Below are 15,627 nucleotides of genomic sequence, written 5' to 3' on the forward strand. Positions count from 1 at the left end.
TGCCGGGGTCCTGTCTAGATCCGCGCTGTCGGCCGGGACCAGCCCTTGACGGCCCGGGGCGCGGACATCCACAAGTGGGTGGGCGGACTACGGCATGTCGCGCTCAGGCCCAGGCCACAGGGGGTGTGGTGGCTCAACTTCCCTATGCGCGAGTCGAGTTGCCGCAGCCCGTACGACGACTTCACGCAGTGTGTACCGGCCGCCGGACGGGCCGTGCGCGACGGCTCGGGGCTGTGCCGGAATCGGTGGGCGGCACCGCGCCCCGGGTGCCGCGCCGAGTCGTGCCGCGGGCCCCGGGCCCGCGCACTGAAGGGAGTCAGCCATGACGGCCGAGAAGACCGCGCCCGGCACGGGCATCGCCGCGTTCGTCCAGCACTGGTTCGACATTCTCAGCAGCCACGAGCCCGTCGAGGAACTCCTCGCCCACATCGTCGACGACGGCCTGGAGATGGCCTTCCCCGAGCGCACCCTGCGCAGCCACGCCGACTTCCGCGAGTGGTACGAGGTGGTCGGCGAGGCCTTCACCGACCAGAGCCATGTGGTCGAGCGCCTGGACGTCTCCGAGGACAACACGGGCGTCGACATCTCGCTGACCGTCGTGTGGACGGCCAAGCAGACCTCCGACGGCTCCGTCAGCTCGTTCCGCATCGGCCAGACCTGGCGCCTCGTCCGCGAGGCCGGCACCGGTCGGCCGCTCATCTCCGGCTACCGCGTCGGCGACCTCAACCCGGCCTGACCGCGACCACCCCGATCCAGGAGGTTCCATGTCGCCCCGTTCCACGGGCAATTCAGCGGCCCGCGCCTTCGACTACATCGTGGTCGGCGCCGGGTCGGCCGGCTGCGCCGTGGCGAGCCGGCTCAGCGAGGACGAGAACACGGCCGTGCTCGTCCTGGAGGCGGGCGGCTGGGACGAGCGCCCGGAGATCCACCGCACGGACGCGGCCGCCGTGCTCGCGCTGCTCACCTCCGAGTGGAGCCCCGAGATCGACTGGGGGTACGCCACCGAGCCCGAACCCGCCCTGGACGGCCGCCGGATCCCGGTCGCCCGGGGCAAGGTCGCCGGCGGCTGCAGCTCGGTGAACGCGCTGATGTGGGTGCGCGGCAGCCGTCACGACTACGACCGCTGGGCGGCGCTCGGCAACCCCGGCTGGTCCTACGACGACGTCCTGCCGTACTTCCGGCGCTCCGAGGACTACTCGGGCGGCGGCTCGGACCTGCGCGGCAGCGGCGGCCCGGTCCGGGTGCGCGACCTCGACGACCCCACCCCGCTCGCCGAGGCGTTCGTGGCGGGCGCGGCCGAACTCGGTTACAAATCCGCCGAGTTGGACTACAACGCCGAGCGGCAGGACGGCTTCGGCTTCCTCTACCAGACAACCCGGGACGACGCCGGAGCGCGTTCCTCCGCGGCGGACGGCTATCTGCGTCCGGCGCTGAAGCGGCCCAACCTGACCGTCGAGGTGCGGGCCCGGGCCACCCGGCTGCTCCTGGACGGCACCCGGGTCACAGGCGTCGAGTACGAGCAGGACGGGCAGCTGCACCGAGCCGTCGCCGAGCAGGAGGTCGTGGTGTCGGCGGGCGCCTTCGAGTCCCCGAAACTGCTCATGCTGTCGGGGATCGGCCCGGCCGCGCACCTGCGCTCACACGGCATCGACTGCGTGCAGAACCTGCCCGGCGTCGGCGGCAACCTCCAGGACCACCTGTTCGTGCCGGTGTGCTTCCAGTCGCTCCAGGAGCACCCCGAGGGCGCGCTGCTCTCCGAGGCCGGGCTCTTCACCCACACCAAGGACGCGGGTCCCGGCGAGCCGCCCGACCTCCAGTTCACGTTCGGGCCCATCAAATTCCTGGCGCCCGACGCGCCGGCCGCGCACCAGCAGGGCCCCGGCTTCACGTTCGCGCCGATCTCGCTCCTTCCGCAGAGCCGCGGCCGGCTCCGGCTGCGCAGCGCCGACCCGACGGCCAACGCGGTCGTGCGCGCCAACTACCTCGCATCGGCGGCCGATACGGATGTGCTGGTGCACGGCATCCTGCTGGCCAGGGAACTCGCGCACACCTCGGCGTTCGGCCCGTTCCGCGGCGAGGAGCTGGGCCCGGGCGAGCACGTGAGGGACCCGCGCGCGCTGCGCGGCTACGTCGCCGCCCACGCGACCACCCTGTGGCATCCGGTCGGCACCTGCCGCATGGGCACCGGGCCCGACGCGGTCACCGACGCCGAGCTGCGGGTGCACGGCATCGACGGCCTGCGGGTCGCCGACGCCTCCGTCATGCCGACGATCGTCGCAGGGAACACCAACGCACCGAGCGTGATGATCGGCGAGAAGGCGGCCGGTCTCATCCAGAAGTCCTTCCTTCAACCGTCACTTAGGACCGAGGGGAATCCCCATGCCCACGTCTGACCACCTCCGGCTGTACGAGCGGTTCCTCACCGCGCTCAACACCGAGGACTACGCCGAGATCGGCCGCGTGATCGGCGCCGACTTCGAGGACCACCACCCCGGCTTCGACATCAAGGGGCTTGAGTCCTATCTCGACGCCCTGCGCGGCGCCCACCGCACGCTCGCGATCAAGGGCGAGCTCCTGGAGTCGATCGAGTCCGGCAGCAAGCTGATCACCCGGGTGCGCCTCACGGGCGCCCACCAGGACACCGTGCTCGGCTTCCCCGCGACCGGCCGCAAGGTGGAGTGGACCACCACCGAGATCTGGCGGATCCAGGACGGCCGCCTCGTGGAGCGCTGGGCCGAGGACGATCTCCTGGGCCTGCGCGGCCAGTTGTCGCCCGACGAGGAGAACGTCGCCGTCGTGCAGAAGGTCAGCGACGCCGTCAACGAGCGCCGCTACGACGACCTCGACGACCTGTTCGGCCCCACGTTCAAGGACAACAACCCGGCGTGGGACGTGCGGAGCCTGGACGAGCTCAAGGGCATCATCAAGGCCGCCCACGACGCGCTGGACTTCAAGGTCACCCTGGATGCCCTGTACGCGGCGGCGCCCGACAAGGTGATCATGCACATCACCTTCCACGGCAAGCACATCGCGCCGTTCTTCGGCATGGAGGCCAGCGGCAAGGAGGTGTCGTGGACCAGCCTGGAGGTCTACCGCCTGGAGAACTTCAAGGTGGTGGAGCGCTGGGTGCAGGCCGACACCGCCGGCCTGAAGCGCCAGCTCGACGTGCCGCTCCCGTAAGTACGCGCCGACCCAGGAGGGATCACCCATGAACACGCGAGAGATCGTCGACACGTACTACCGGCTCGCCAACTCCGGTGAGTGGGACGCCTGGTGCGACCTGTTCGCCGTCGACCAGACGATGGACGAGCAGCTTGCCGGACACGTCGAGGGACGTGAGACTCTCAGGGAGATGATGAAGGGCTTCCCCGAGATGTACGCGTCGTTCTCCAACACCCCGGTGCACATCGTGGTGGACGGCGAACAGGCCGCGGTGGTCTCGCACATCTCCGCCGTCACCACCGGCGGCGACACCGTCGAGGCGGAGGTCTGCAACTACTTCCGGATCTCGTCCGGCCTGATCCAGTACATGTCCAACTTCCACGACAGCGTGCCGTTCGCGGCCGTCACGGGAGCGTGACGCCCGTGTCCGCACCCGCCGACGTGAACGTCCGCTGGGCCCATGTGGGCCTCAACTGCCGTGACCAGAAGGCCACGGAGGAGTTCTACAGCCGCTGGTTCGGCTTCAGCCGGGCCCGCGTCGTCGAGGCCGACGGCAGCCGCGTGGTGTTCCTGCGCAGCGGCCCGGTCTACCTGGAGCTCTTCCCCACCGACGCGGCGCCCGCCTTCGACACCGTGAAGGACGGGCCCGACAACCCGGGCGCGGCCCGGCACCTGGCCTTCCAGGTCGACGACGTCGACGCGTTCCTCGCGGCGGCGGACGGCGAACTGGAGGTCACGCTCGGCCCGCTCACCTTCGACGAGTTCATCCCCGGCTGGAAGACCGTCTGGGTCTCCGACCCCGACGGCCTGGTCATCGAGGTGAGCCAGGGCTACACCGACCAGTCCGCCGAGGAACTGCGGACGTACGCGTGAACCCGCACGATCGCTCGGGGCACGGCCGGTCACTCGACCGGCCGTGCCCCCATGGGCACCATCCGACATCCCACGGAGTGAAACCGCATGACCGCTGTCACCGAGCAGACCGTCCTCATCACCGGTGCGACCGACGGCCTCGGCCGGGCCCTCGCCCATGAACTGGCCTCCCAGGGCCACGCGTTGATCCTGCACGGCCGCAGCGCCCGCAAGGGCCAGGAGCTCCTCGCCGAGCTGCGCGAGAAGACCGGCAACGAGAACATCTCCTACGAGCTCGCCGACTTCTCCTCACTCAAGGACATCGGCGCCCTCGCCGACCGGATCACCGACCGGCACGACCGGCTCGACGTCCTGGTGAACAACGCCGGCATCGGCGTGGAGCTGGCCCGCCAGGAGAGCCAGGACGGCCTTGAACTCACCTTCCAGGTCGACTACTTGGCGGCCTACATGCTCAGCTGCCGCCTCGCCCCGCTGCTCGTACGCTCCGCGCCGGCCCGCATCATCAACGTCAGCTCGGCCGGGCAGGCCCCCATCGACTTCGGCGACGTCATGCTGGAGCGCCGCTGGGACGGGGTGCAGGCGTACTGCCAGGCGAAGCTGGCGCAGATCAGCCTGACGGTGGACCTCGCCGAGCAGCTGGCCGGTACGGGTGTCACGGTCAACGCGCTGCACCCGGCCTCGTACATGCCGACCAAGATGGTGGTGCACCTGTTCACGCCGCAGAGCACGGTCGCCGAGGGCATGCGCAACGTGGCGCGGCTCGTGACCGACCCCGCGCTCGCGGAGGTCACCGGCGAGTACTTCGACCGCGACCGCCGCTCGCGGGCCGGCGCCCAGGCCTACGACCCGGCGGCCCGCGCCCGGCTGCGCGAACTGAGCGAGTCCCTGACGGGGGTCGCGCTGCCCGCCCTGACCTGATCTTCCCCCGTAGGTGAAGTGCCCCGTCCCGGGTCCCGGGGCGGGGCGCTTCACGTCGTACGGGACGGGTCAGGCGGTAATCGACAAGGCGTGATGGAAGACGTTCTTCGGGTCCCAGGTCTTCTTGACCTTCTGGAGCCGGGGGTAGTTGCCCTTCCAGTACAGGGTCTGCCAGGGCACGCCCGAGGTGTTCCAGGCCGGGTCGGTGAGGTCGACGTCCGGGTAGTTGATGTAACTGCCGTCGGCGGGCCCGTCGGGCAGCGGCACCCCGCCGGTGTCGGCGTACATGTCCCGGTACAGGTTGCGCATCCAGGCGATGTGCCGGGCGTCCTGGCCGGGGTCGCTCCAGTACGTGGTGAAGTTGGCCTTCAGCATCGAGTCGCGCTGCGCGAGCGCGGTGGCGCCGGGGGCGACTGTGTTGACCTGGCCGCCGTAGGTGTAGAGCAGGATGCCCGCGTGGCCGTCGTAGGTCCTGTCGGAGAGGTTGCGCCAGAGCACGGCGAGCTGCGCGTCGGACCAGCTCTCGCGGAGATAGGCGCCCTTGAACTTGCCCCGGTTGAACACGCCGGTGTCGTACGGGTCCTTGAGGGTGGCCTTCAGCCAGGGCCAGCTGGAGGTGGCCGTGTTGTGCGGCGCGGCCACCCCTTCGGCGACCGCGGCGATGTAACTGCCCATCAAATCGGACGAGTTGGAGAGCGATCCGTCGATCTGGGCGCTGAGCACCAGGGCACCCTGCGCGTAGTTGTTGAGGATGAACACGCTGTTGAGGCTGTCGTACGGGGTGCCGACGGTGTTGTTCGCGTGGTGCCAGTTGTTGTGGTTGCGCACCAGGCGGTCGAAGTCGGCCTCGGTGAGGTCGGTCCACTTCCAGCTCGCGGTGGTCTTGAGCAGGGTGTGCGGCGGCTTGGGGAGCAGGCTCGCGGGGGTGGTGCCGGTGGCGTCCGGGGAGCGGAACCAGTACCGGGTCACGATGCCGAAGTTCCCGCCGCCGCCACCTGTGTGCGCCCACCACAGTTCGCGGTTGGGGTCGGTGGTGTCCCGGGTCGCGACCACACAGCGTGCGATACCCAGGGCGTCGACGTACACCACTTCCACCGCGTACAGGTGGTCCACGACCGCGCCGTACTGGCGGCACATCGCCCCGTACCCACCGCCGCTGACATGGCCGCCGACGCCGACGGTGGGGCAGGTGCCGCCGGGTATGGTGACGCCCCACTCCAGATAGAGGGTGCGGTAGACATGGCCGAGCAGGGCGCCGGCCTCCACGGCGAAGGCGCGGCGCGCCGAGTCGTAGGTGATGGCGCTCATCTCGGACATGTCGACGAGTATCCGCACGTCGGGGTCGTCGACGAGGCCGTCGAGGCAGTGTCCGCCGCCGCGGACCGCGATTCTCCTGCCGCCGGAGACCGCCTCCTGTACGGCCTGCACCACCTGGTCAGTGGAGTGCACCAGGCGTACGGAATCGGGCTTGGCGGCGAATCTGGCGTTGTAGCCGCGGGCCGTGAGGTCCAGATAGCGGGGGTCGTCGGGGGTGACGGTCAGGGCGGCGACGGTCGTGCTCGTCGTGTCCGCGGTGCCGGTCGCGGCGCGGGCCGGGCCGGCCGCGGTGATGCCGAGCATGGCGGCGCCGCCGACTCCCGAGGCGGTGCCGAGGAATCCCCGGCGGGTCACTCCAGCCATGGTGGTCTCCTTCAACAGGGTTCAACAGGCGGGTGGGGCAGGTGAAATGAGAGCTGCCGCTCCCCGAAGCGAGGGCTTCGGGGAACGGCAGCGGGGGGAGCGGGTGTGGCTCAGTAGACGTCGTGACCACTGACCGTGGTCTCCGGCACGTCCTCGCGGACGTCCCAGTGCTCCACGATCCGGCCGTCGTCGATGCGGAACACGTCGACGACGACCATGCCGCGGTGACCCGGCTGCGGCCGGAAGTGGGAGTGCGCGAAGACCAGGCCGTCGTCGCCGGCGATCCGGCGGATCTCGAACCGGGCCTCGGGCAGCTGCTTGCGGAAGCCCTCGATGAACTCGACGAGCGGCTTGCGGCCGTCGGGCAGGTTCGGGTTGTGCTGGATGAGCCGCTCGGCCAGGTACTCGTCGGCCCGGTCGGTCTGCCCCTCGTTCCAGATGTTCTCCATGTAGTCGCGCACGAGCTGCACGTGGTGGTTGGACACGATGTCTCCTTGTTGTTTCTGCCTGTTACGAGGTGTGGTGCGGGTGGGCCGTTACGCGCTGGGGACCGGCGTGGTGGCCGGCTGCTCGGCCAGCGTGACCTTGCGGGCCGACGAGGCGTGCGCGAGGGCGGCCACGGCGAGGATGACGAGGGCGACGGCCGGGATGGGGCCCGCGCCCAGGCCGGGCAGCAGGGCGCTGCCGATGAAGCTGCCCAGGCTCATGCCGAGGTAGAGGGCGGCCGCGTTCATGGCCAGGATGAGTCCGGGCTGGGTGGGCAGCAGGTCCACGAGGCGGGCCTGCTGGGGTGCCTGGTACATCTGGCTGAAGAACGCCCAGATCGCGAAGAGCACGAGGCCGGGCTCGGAGTGCGGGGCCACCAGGAGCAGTACGAATCCGGCGGCGAGCCCGGCGACCGCGATGGTGATGGTGCGCGAGCCGCCGAGCTTCTCGGCGATCCTGGGCGACGAGGCGTTGCCGAGGACTCCGATGACGCCGAACGCGAGCAGGGTGACCGAGATCAGCCCGGAGGAGGCGTCGAAGCGGTCCTTGAGATAGGCGCCCGCGATGCCGTAGACCGTGAACTGGGCCGCCATGAACAGCAGCGTCGTCGAGACGGTCGAGAGCGCGGCGGGGGTGCGCAGGGTGTCGCGGTAGGCCTTGACCGTGGGCGGCTCGCCGGAGGGGATCTCCGGCACGTACACCGCGACGAGCAGACACCCGAGTGCCGACAGTGCGGCCACACCGAGCATCGCAGGGCGCCAGCCGAGGCTGCCGCCGAGGAACGAGGCGAGCGGCACGCCGAGCACCGCGGCCGCCGTCATTCCGGCGAACACCGTGGCGAGCGCGCGCTGCCTGCGCTCGGGCGGGACGATCAGCGAGCCCGCGGCGGAGGCGCCGGGTCCGAAGACGGCCGCGCCCATCGCGCCGACGACCCGGGTCGCGGCGAGGAAGCCGTAGTTGGGGGAGAGGGCGCCCAGGGCCGCGCCCACGGTGAGCAGGCCGATGCCGAGCAGGAGCACCCGCTTGCGGTTCCAGCGGCGCAGCAGAATCGGGGCGGCCGGGGCGAACAGCGCGAACGTGAGCGCGAAGACGGTGACCAGGAAGCCCACGCGAGCCGGCGCGACATGCAGGTCGTCTCCGATGGGGCCGTTGAGACCGACCACTGCAAGTGAGATCGTCCCCAGACTGAAATAGCCCAGCGACAACGCGAGCAGGGCCGGTGTCGAACTGCGGGACGGCATCACGCCACCTCCTTTTCCATGCCGGAAGACTTGAGGAACTTGAGTACGCAGGAACGTTAGGGGCCCGGCCCCCTCGCCTTCGCGCCCGGCGCCCACCCGTCGCGACACTCTGCGAGGTCCCTGCCCGTACTACGTCAACTGCGCGTCCGACATGGCCTGTTGGCCCCCGCGGAAGATCAACGGGACCTGCCGCCCCGTGCTGATCAGCCAGTGCTCGACGCCGTTCACGGCGACCAGCAGAGCGGCCGCCGAGGAGAGCGTGACGAGTCCCGGGAGCCAGGGCGCGACCCCGCCGAGCGCGAGCAGGGCGAGCCCCCCGGCGAACCGGGTCAGGGAGGCGGCGCCGAACATCCGCCGCCGGGTGTAGCAGAAGGTGAGGGTGAAGAGCGCGGCGCCGACGGGCAGCAGAGCGGCGGCGAACCGGTGCGGAACGTGCGCGGGCTCGACAACGATGCGATCCGCCCCCACGGACACGAGCAACAGTCCCAGAACCAGCACCAGATGGCCGTAACTGAGCACGTCACGCACCACGACGGACGGGGTGGGATGGGTGCGCAGGGCATGGGCGATGGCCGAGGCGACGAGGTGGAAGTAGAGCCACCACAGGGCGCACCCGGTGAGGAAGGCGAGGGAGACGGCGAGCAGTTCGAGCAGCCCGAGCCGCCGCCCGGCCACCCAGGCGCCCACGGACACGACGTTCTCGCCGAGCGCGATGATGATGAAGAGCCCGAACCGCTCGGGCAGATGGTTGACCCCGAAGGCGAGCTGTCGTAGGTGCCCGCTGAGGATGAGTGGAGCAAGTAGTTCCGCGACCACGGCGACGGCCCAGCCGATGGTGCGCAGCCCGGGGGGCAGCACGGCGGTGGCGAACAGAACGAGAGCGAAGGCGAGTCCGGCCCGGTAGGGGTGAATGGTGTAGACGGCGCACTCGCGCCGGATGGCCTCCCCGATGAGCAGCCGCAGCGCGAGATAGCACCCGGCGTAGAGGAGCGCTTCGTAGCGGGTCTCCAGGGCGTGCGGGGCGGCGACGCTCATGCCGTACGTGGCGAGCCCGGCCAGCAGCAGGAACACCCGCTGCATGGTGGTCTCGTGCACGGCGTTCATCGCCATGACGACGTCGACCCAGGCCCACCAGAGCGGCACCAGAACGAGCAGACAACTGCCCAGCGTCGCCCAGCCGGGCCACTGCGCGAGAACGTGCGCGATCTGGCTCACCCCGAAGGCGAGCACCAGATCGTAGAAGAGTTCCGTCCACGTCGCCCGGTCCCGCACATCGACGAACCCGGGCTCCACGGACCGTACTTGACCAGCGAGATGGACCACCGCTGCACCTACTCCCCTCGACCGACGGGAATGCTGGTTGCAGCGCCAAATGTGTCCGGCCCTCCAGGGGCGCCCCGTGGCACGGGGCGGCGCGGGAGCGCATTGCGGTAAGTCGCGGAGGGGGCTGTCCGAACTCGGGGGTGGCCGGCGTTACGAGGTGGCCCGCGCCGACGGGCTCGCACACAGCGTGTAGCCCCGGCTTGTCACCGGGGCGACACGGGTGGTGGTGGCGCTCTTACAGGCCGAGTATGCCAAGCACGGCGTGGAGTAGTCCGCCGAGCAGGTCTCCCAAACCTCCCATGACGATGTCCTTTCTGTAGAGGGTGTCGGGTTCTAGCTGCTCCGACGCTACCCAGACCCCCCGAGTAGCGCTCCCCAGCTCACCCATTAGGGGACACCGGCCCACAGCCCGGCCTGCTCCTAATGGCCCCCACCCGGCAGCTCCCCCGCCGTCGGGTACGACTCCTGCGCCCCCCGCCGGGTCACCGCGGCCGCCCCCACCCGTACCGCGAACGCCGCCGCCACCGTCAGGTCCTCGCCCACTCCCAGACGCCAGGCCAGCGCCGCCGTGAACGCGTCGCCCGCGCCCGTCGTGTCGACCGGGTCGACCTTCGGGCTCGGGACGCGTACACACCCGTCCGATGAGGCGACGAGCGCACCGTCCGCGCCCAGGGTGACGACCACCGAGCGCGGGCCGAGGGCCAGCAGCGCACGCGCCCAGTCCTCGGGGCCCTCCCCCGCCGACTCCCCCAGCATGAACCGCGCCTCGTGTTCGTTGACGACCAACGGGTCGCAGGCCGCCAGGACTTCGACGGGAAGGGAGGCGGGCGGTGACGGGTTCAGGACCAGGCGTGCGTCCGGCGCCAGGGAGCGGGCCACTTCCGCCACCGTCTCCAGGGGGATCTCCAGCTGTACGGAGACGACCGGGGCCAGGGCGAACAGGGTCCGGGCGGCGCGGACGTCGTCCGGGGTCAGTCGGGCGTTGGCACCCGGGGACACGACGATGCTGTTGTCGCCCGACGGGTCGACGGTGATCAGGGCGACCCCGGTGGGCGCCCTGCCCACCGACACGCCCACGGTGTCCACCCCGGCCGCACACAGCGACGCCAGCAGCAGCCGCCCGTGATCGTCGTCGCCCACCTTGGCCAGCAGGGCCGTACGGGCCCCCAGGCGCGCGGCGGCCACCGCCTGGTTCGCGCCCTTGCCCCCGGGGTGGACGGCGAGGTCCGAGCCGAGCACCGTCTCGCCGGGCGCCGGCCTGCGCTCCACCCCGATCACCAGATCGGCATTGGCCGACCCCACCACCAGCAGACCGTAGTCGTGCATGAAATCGTCGCCCTTCCTCACAGCTGATTGCTCGTCAGACAGCAGTGCCGCACGCCGCGTTCACGCGACGAATTCCGCCGCGTTCTTCTTCGTCACCACCTTCACCGGCACCTTCACCGCGCTGTCCGGCTTCTTGCCCCGGGCCGCCCGTACCGCGTTCTGTACGGCCATCCGGCCGAGCTCCGCCGGCTGCTGAGCCACCGACGCGTACAGCGTGCCTGCCTCAACCGCCTTGATTCCGTCGGGAGTTCCGTCGAAGCCGACGACCGCGACGGTGCTGCCCGCCTTGCTGCCCAGCGCCTTCACCGCGCCCAGCGCCATCTCGTCGTTCTCGGCGAAGACGCCGGTGACGTCGGGGTGGGACTGGAGCAGGTTGGTCATGACGTCCAGGCCCTTGGTGCGGTCGAAGTCGGCGGGCTGGCGGGCGGCGACCTCGATGCCCGGGTACGCCTTGAGGCCTTCGGCGAAGCCCGCGCCGCGCTCCCGGCTCGCGGAGGTGCCCGCGGTGCCCTGGAGGATCGCGATCTTCCCCTTGCCGCCGAGCTTCTCGGCGAGGGTCTGCGCGGCGAGCCTGCCGCCCGCCACGTTGTCGGAGGCGACCAGCGTCGCGGTCTCGGCCTTGTTGACCCCGCGGTCGGCGGCGACCACCGGGATGTCCGCCTGGTTGGCGCCGCGTACGGAGGGCCCGATCGCATCCGAGTCCACCGGATTGACGATGATCGACTTCATGCCGGAGCTGGTGAAGTTCTGTATCTGGTTGGCCTGTTGGGACGCGTCGTTCTGCGCGTCGGTGACCGTGAGGTCGATGCCCTCCGCCTTCGCCTCGGCCTGCGCGCCCGCCTTCATCTGCACGAAGAAGGGGTTGTTGAGGGTGGAGAGCGACATCCCCAATTTCGTGGTGGTGCCGGCGGACGACCCCGGGTTCAGGAGGTACCCCGCGCCCACGACAGCCGCCAGGCACACCGCGGCGACCGCGAGTTTCACCGCGCCGGGCCCCTTCCCGCCGGACCCGGCCGTGCCGGAAGGGGCTCCGGGCGTCGCGCCCGCCTTGCGGCGCACAGTGTCGAGGAGGACCGCAAGGGCGATGACGACACCGATGACGACCTGCTGCCAGAACGCCGACACGGAAAGGAGGTTGAGCCCGTTGCGCAGCACCGCGAGGATGAGCGCGCCGATCAGGGTGCCCGACGCCTTGCCGACCCCGCCCGACAGGCTGGCCCCGCCGATGACGACCGCGGCGATCGCGTCGAGCTCGTACCCCTGGGCCGCCTGCGGCTGCGCGGAGGTGAGCCGGGAGGCGAGGACGATGCCCGCGACGGCGGCGAACAGGCCGGACAGCGCGTAGATGACGAGCTTCTGCCGCTTCACGCGCAGGCCCGAGAGCCGCGCCGCCTCCTCGTTGCCGCCGATCGCGTACATCGAGCGGCCGATGTACGTACGGGAGAGGACGAGCGCGGTGACGAGTCCGGCGGCGATCATGACAAGGACCGGGACCGGCAGCCAGCCGCCCAGTGTGTCGCCGAGGACGGACACCGAGTCGGGGAAGGCGATCGGGCTGCCCTGGGAGATCACCAGGGACAGGCCCCGGCCGACCGACAGCATGGCCAACGTCGCGATGAACGGCGGGAGTTTGCCGTACGAGACGAGCACGCCGTTGACGAGTCCGCAGGCGATGCCGGTGGCGATGGCCAGCAGGACGGCGAGCCACACGGGCATGCCCTCGGACGTCGCCGACCAGGCGAGCACGGTCGCCGAGAGCGCGGCCACCGAGCCGACCGACAGGTCGATGCCCGCCGAGACGATGACGAAGGTGACGCCGAACGCGAGGATCGCGGTGACCGCGGCCTGCACGCCGACGTTCAGGAGGTTCTGGGTGGTGAGGAAGTCGCCGGAGAGCAGCGCCATCGCCGCGACCAGGACCACCAGGGCGCTGAGCGCGCCGTTGTCGAGCAGCAGCCGGCGCACGATCGCGGCCCCGCTCGCGGCCGTGCGGTTGTCGAGCGTTTCAGTGGCCACGGGAGCCCTCCATGTCTTCCTGCTCCTGCTGTGCGTTCGGTACGGCGACGGCCAGCGCCATCACGGCGTCCTGGGTCGCTTGGTGTGCGGGGAGTTCGCCGGCGATGCGGCCCTGGGCCATGACGAGGACCCGGTCGCTCATGCCGAGCACCTCGGGCAGATCGCTGGAGATCATCAGGACCGCGTGCCCGGAGGCCGTGAGTTCGTTGATGAGCTGGTAGATCTCGACCTTGGCGCCGACGTCGATGCCGCGGGTCGGCTCATCCAGGATCAGCACCTTGGTGTCCGCGAGCAGCCACTTGCCGATGACGACCTTCTGCTGGTTGCCGCCGGACAGGGTGCGCACCTGCTGGTCGAGTCCGGCCATGCGCACCCCGAGCTGCCCGGCGATGCGGGCGGCGGCCGTGCGCTGGCCCTTGAGGTCCACGAGCCCGGCGCGGCTGGCCGAGCGCAGCGTGACCAGGCCGAGGTTCTCCTGTACGGAGGCGTCGAGCACCAGGCCCTGCCCCTTGCGGTCCTCGGGCACGAGCCCGACGCCGGCGCCCATCGCGGCGTTCACATCGCCCCGGGCGAGCCGTTCGCCGCGTACCTCGACGGTGCCCGCGTCGTAGGGGTCGGCGCCGAACACGGCGCGGACCACCTCGGTGCGACCGGCGCCGACGAGCCCGGCGAGGCCGACGACCTCCCCGGCCCGCACCTCGAAGCTGACGTCGTGGAAGACGCCGTGCCGGGTCAGGCCGCTGACCTGGAGCAACGGCCGCCCCGGGTCCGGGCGTTCGCGCGGATACTGCTGCTCGATGCTGCGGCCCACCATCAGCCGTACCAGCTCGTCCTCGGGCGTCGTGGCGGGCACCTGGTCGATGCTGCGGCCGTCGCGCAGCACGGTGACCCGGTCGCCGAGTGCCGCGATCTCTTCGAGGTGGTGGGTGATGAAGACGATGCCCACGCCGTCGTCGCGCAGGGTGCGCACGATCCGGAAGAGCTTGTCCACCTCCTCGGAGGTGAGCACGGCGGTCGGCTCGTCCATGATCAGCACGCGGGCGTCCAGGCTGAGCGCCTTGGCAATCTCGACCATCTGGAGCCGGGCGATGCCGAGTTCGCGCACTTTGGTACGGGGCGGGACGTCCACGCCGACCCGCTTGAGCAGCTTCTCGGCGGCGTCTTCCATCGCCCGCCGGTCGATCATCCCGAAGCGCCGGGGCTGGCGGCCGAGGAAGATGTTCTCGGCGACGCTCAGCTCAGGCACCAGGTTGAACTCCTGGTAGATGGTGGCGATGCCGAGGCGTTCGGCGTCCTGCGCGCCGTGGATGCGCACCTCGCGCCCGTCGGCGAGGATGCGTCCGCTGTCGGGCCGGTGGGCGCCGGAGAGCATTTTGATGAGGGTGCTCTTGCCCGCGCCGTTCTCGCCGAGCAGCACGTGCACCTCGCCGCGCCGCAGATCGAAGTCGACCCCGTCGAGGGCAACGACCCCGGGAAAGGCTTTCCGTACCCCTTCGAGGCGCAGCAACTCACCGGAATCCACGGCCAGTTGATCCTCTGCTGAGCTCACTGCTCGCTCCTCGGGTTCGGGGCGCTCTCGCCGCAGGAGCGGCGTATGACGAGGGAGGCGGGGAGGGTGACGGACTGCGGGGTCCGGCCCTCGATGAGGTCGGCGAGCGCGCGCACCGCGGCCCGGCCGAGCTCGCCGGTCGGCTGGGCGATCGCGGTGACGGGCGGGTCGGTGTGCACGAACCACGGGATGTCGTCGAAGGCGGCGAGCGCGACGTCCTCGCCGATCCGCAGCCCGCGGGCGCGCAGGGCGTCGAGCGCGCCGAGGGTCATCAGGTTGTCGGCGGCGAAGACGGCGTCGGGCGGCTCGGGCAGGGCCAGGAACCGTTCGGTGGCCCGGCGCCCGCTGGCCGCCTGGAAGTCGCCCTGGCCGACGTAGTCGTCGGGGAGCGCGATGCCGTGCTCGCCGAGCGCCGCGCGGAACGCCTCGACGCGCTCGCTGCCGGTGGTGGTGGCTGCCGGGCCCGCGATGATGGCGAGCCTGCGGCGGCCGAGCCGGTGGAGATGGGCGACCAGGTCGCGGATGGCGGCCCGGCCGTCGGCCCGCACCACGGGTACGTCGATGCCGGGGATCCACCGGTCGACGAAGACCATGGGGGTGCCTCCGCGCGCGGCCTCCAGCATGAGCGGGGAGCCGCCGTCGGTGGGCGAGACGAGCAGCCCGTCGATCCTGCGGTCCAGGAGGGTGCGGACGTGGTGGTCCTGGAGTTCGGGCCGCTCGTCGGCGTTGCCGATGATCACGCTGTAGCCGAGGGCCCGAGCCGCCTCTTCCACCGAACGGGCGAGCTCGGTGAAGTACGGGTTCAGTACGTCGCTGATGACCAGGCCCAGCGTGCGCGTCTGGTCGGTGCGCAGCGAGCGGGCCACGGCGTTGGGCCGGTAGCCGAGCGTCTCGACGGCCGCGAGCACCCGGGCGCGCGCCGCCTCGCTGACCGACGGATGACTGTTGAGCACCCGCGACACCGTGGCGACGGACACCCCCGCCTCGGCCGCGACCTCCTTGATTCCCGCCATCTCCGGACCACCTCCTCGTGGAACCCCGACTCCCGATCCC

The 15,627-nt window shown here is 70.9% G+C and carries 14 protein-coding genes; 6 read left to right on the forward strand and 8 right to left on the reverse strand.

From position 1 onward, the window contains the following. The first annotated feature begins 322 nt into the window (after nt 1–322). From ACWC2B_RS07505 to ACWC2B_RS07530, 6 genes are all read left to right on the forward strand, one after another. Nucleotides 323–736 carry a nuclear transport factor 2 family protein gene (locus ACWC2B_RS07505; protein WP_450715496.1) on the forward strand — a complete coding sequence of 138 codons (414 nt, stop codon included), beginning with the start codon at nt 323–325 and terminating at the stop codon, nt 734–736. A 28-nt stretch (nt 737–764) separates the two neighbouring features. Next, nucleotides 765–2,393: a GMC family oxidoreductase gene (locus tag ACWC2B_RS07510; protein WP_450715497.1), complete on the forward strand. Its 1,629-nt coding sequence runs from the start codon at nt 765–767 to the stop codon at nt 2,391–2,393. After that, nucleotides 2,380–3,180: an ester cyclase gene (locus tag ACWC2B_RS07515; RefSeq protein WP_450715498.1), complete on the forward strand. Its 801-nt coding sequence runs from the start codon at nt 2,380–2,382 to the stop codon at nt 3,178–3,180. Before ACWC2B_RS07510 ends, ACWC2B_RS07515 begins: the two co-directional genes overlap by 14 nt. Nucleotides 3,181–3,208: 28 nt before the next feature. Beyond that, a complete protein-coding gene (locus ACWC2B_RS07520) occupies nt 3,209–3,580 on the forward strand; it encodes a nuclear transport factor 2 family protein (protein WP_344379392.1) in 372 nt (123 codons plus the stop codon). A gap of 5 nt (nt 3,581–3,585) precedes the next feature. After that, nucleotides 3,586–4,035 carry a VOC family protein gene (locus ACWC2B_RS07525; RefSeq protein ID WP_450715499.1) on the forward strand — a complete coding sequence of 150 codons (450 nt, stop codon included), beginning with the start codon at nt 3,586–3,588 and terminating at the stop codon, nt 4,033–4,035. A gap of 87 nt (nt 4,036–4,122) precedes the next feature. Next, a complete protein-coding gene (locus ACWC2B_RS07530) occupies nt 4,123–4,953 on the forward strand; it encodes an SDR family NAD(P)-dependent oxidoreductase (protein WP_450715500.1) in 831 nt (276 codons plus the stop codon). 69 nt (nt 4,954–5,022) lie between these two features. On the opposite strand, the gene ACWC2B_RS07535 is transcribed toward ACWC2B_RS07530, so the two are convergent. The 8 genes from ACWC2B_RS07535 to ACWC2B_RS07570 all read right to left on the reverse strand — a co-directional run bounded on the left by ACWC2B_RS07535 (nt 5,023) and on the right by ACWC2B_RS07570 (nt 15,587). Beyond that, complete coding sequence (locus ACWC2B_RS07535; RefSeq protein ID WP_450715501.1) at nt 5,023–6,633, reverse strand: FAD-binding oxidoreductase; 1,611 nt, start codon at nt 6,631–6,633, stop codon at nt 5,023–5,025. Nucleotides 6,634–6,743: 110 nt separating this feature from the next. Then, nucleotides 6,744–7,118, reverse strand: coding sequence for a nuclear transport factor 2 family protein (locus ACWC2B_RS07540; protein ID WP_450715502.1), 375 nt, complete (start codon nt 7,116–7,118; stop codon nt 6,744–6,746). 51 nt (nt 7,119–7,169) lie between these two features. Beyond that, on the reverse strand, nt 7,170–8,360 hold the full coding sequence (locus tag ACWC2B_RS07545; protein WP_450715503.1) for an MFS transporter: 1,191 nt from the start codon (nt 8,358–8,360) through the stop codon (nt 7,170–7,172). A gap of 129 nt (nt 8,361–8,489) precedes the next feature. After that, nucleotides 8,490–9,653: a low temperature requirement protein A gene (locus ACWC2B_RS07550; RefSeq protein ID WP_450715504.1), complete on the reverse strand. Its 1,164-nt coding sequence runs from the start codon at nt 9,651–9,653 to the stop codon at nt 8,490–8,492. 450 nt (nt 9,654–10,103) lie between these two features. Continuing rightward, the gene (locus ACWC2B_RS07555; RefSeq protein WP_450715505.1) at nt 10,104–11,009 is read right to left on the reverse strand and encodes a ribokinase; all 906 of its coding nucleotides are present in this window, start codon (nt 11,007–11,009) and stop codon (nt 10,104–10,106) included. 60 nt (nt 11,010–11,069) lie between these two features. After that, nucleotides 11,070–13,025, reverse strand: coding sequence for an ABC transporter permease/substrate-binding protein (locus ACWC2B_RS07560; protein ID WP_450715506.1), 1,956 nt, complete (start codon nt 13,023–13,025; stop codon nt 11,070–11,072). Beyond that, a complete protein-coding gene (locus ACWC2B_RS07565) occupies nt 13,015–14,574 on the reverse strand; it encodes a sugar ABC transporter ATP-binding protein (protein ID WP_450715507.1) in 1,560 nt (519 codons plus the stop codon). Before ACWC2B_RS07565 ends, ACWC2B_RS07560 begins: the two co-directional genes overlap by 11 nt. Further along, complete coding sequence (locus ACWC2B_RS07570) at nt 14,571–15,587, reverse strand: LacI family DNA-binding transcriptional regulator (RefSeq protein ID WP_450715508.1); 1,017 nt, start codon at nt 15,585–15,587, stop codon at nt 14,571–14,573. The genes ACWC2B_RS07565 and ACWC2B_RS07570 overlap by 4 nt, the downstream gene beginning before the upstream one ends. Nucleotides 15,588–15,627: the final 40 nt, after the last annotated feature.

It is taken from the genome of Streptomyces sp. NPDC001415, from assembly GCF_053597395.1.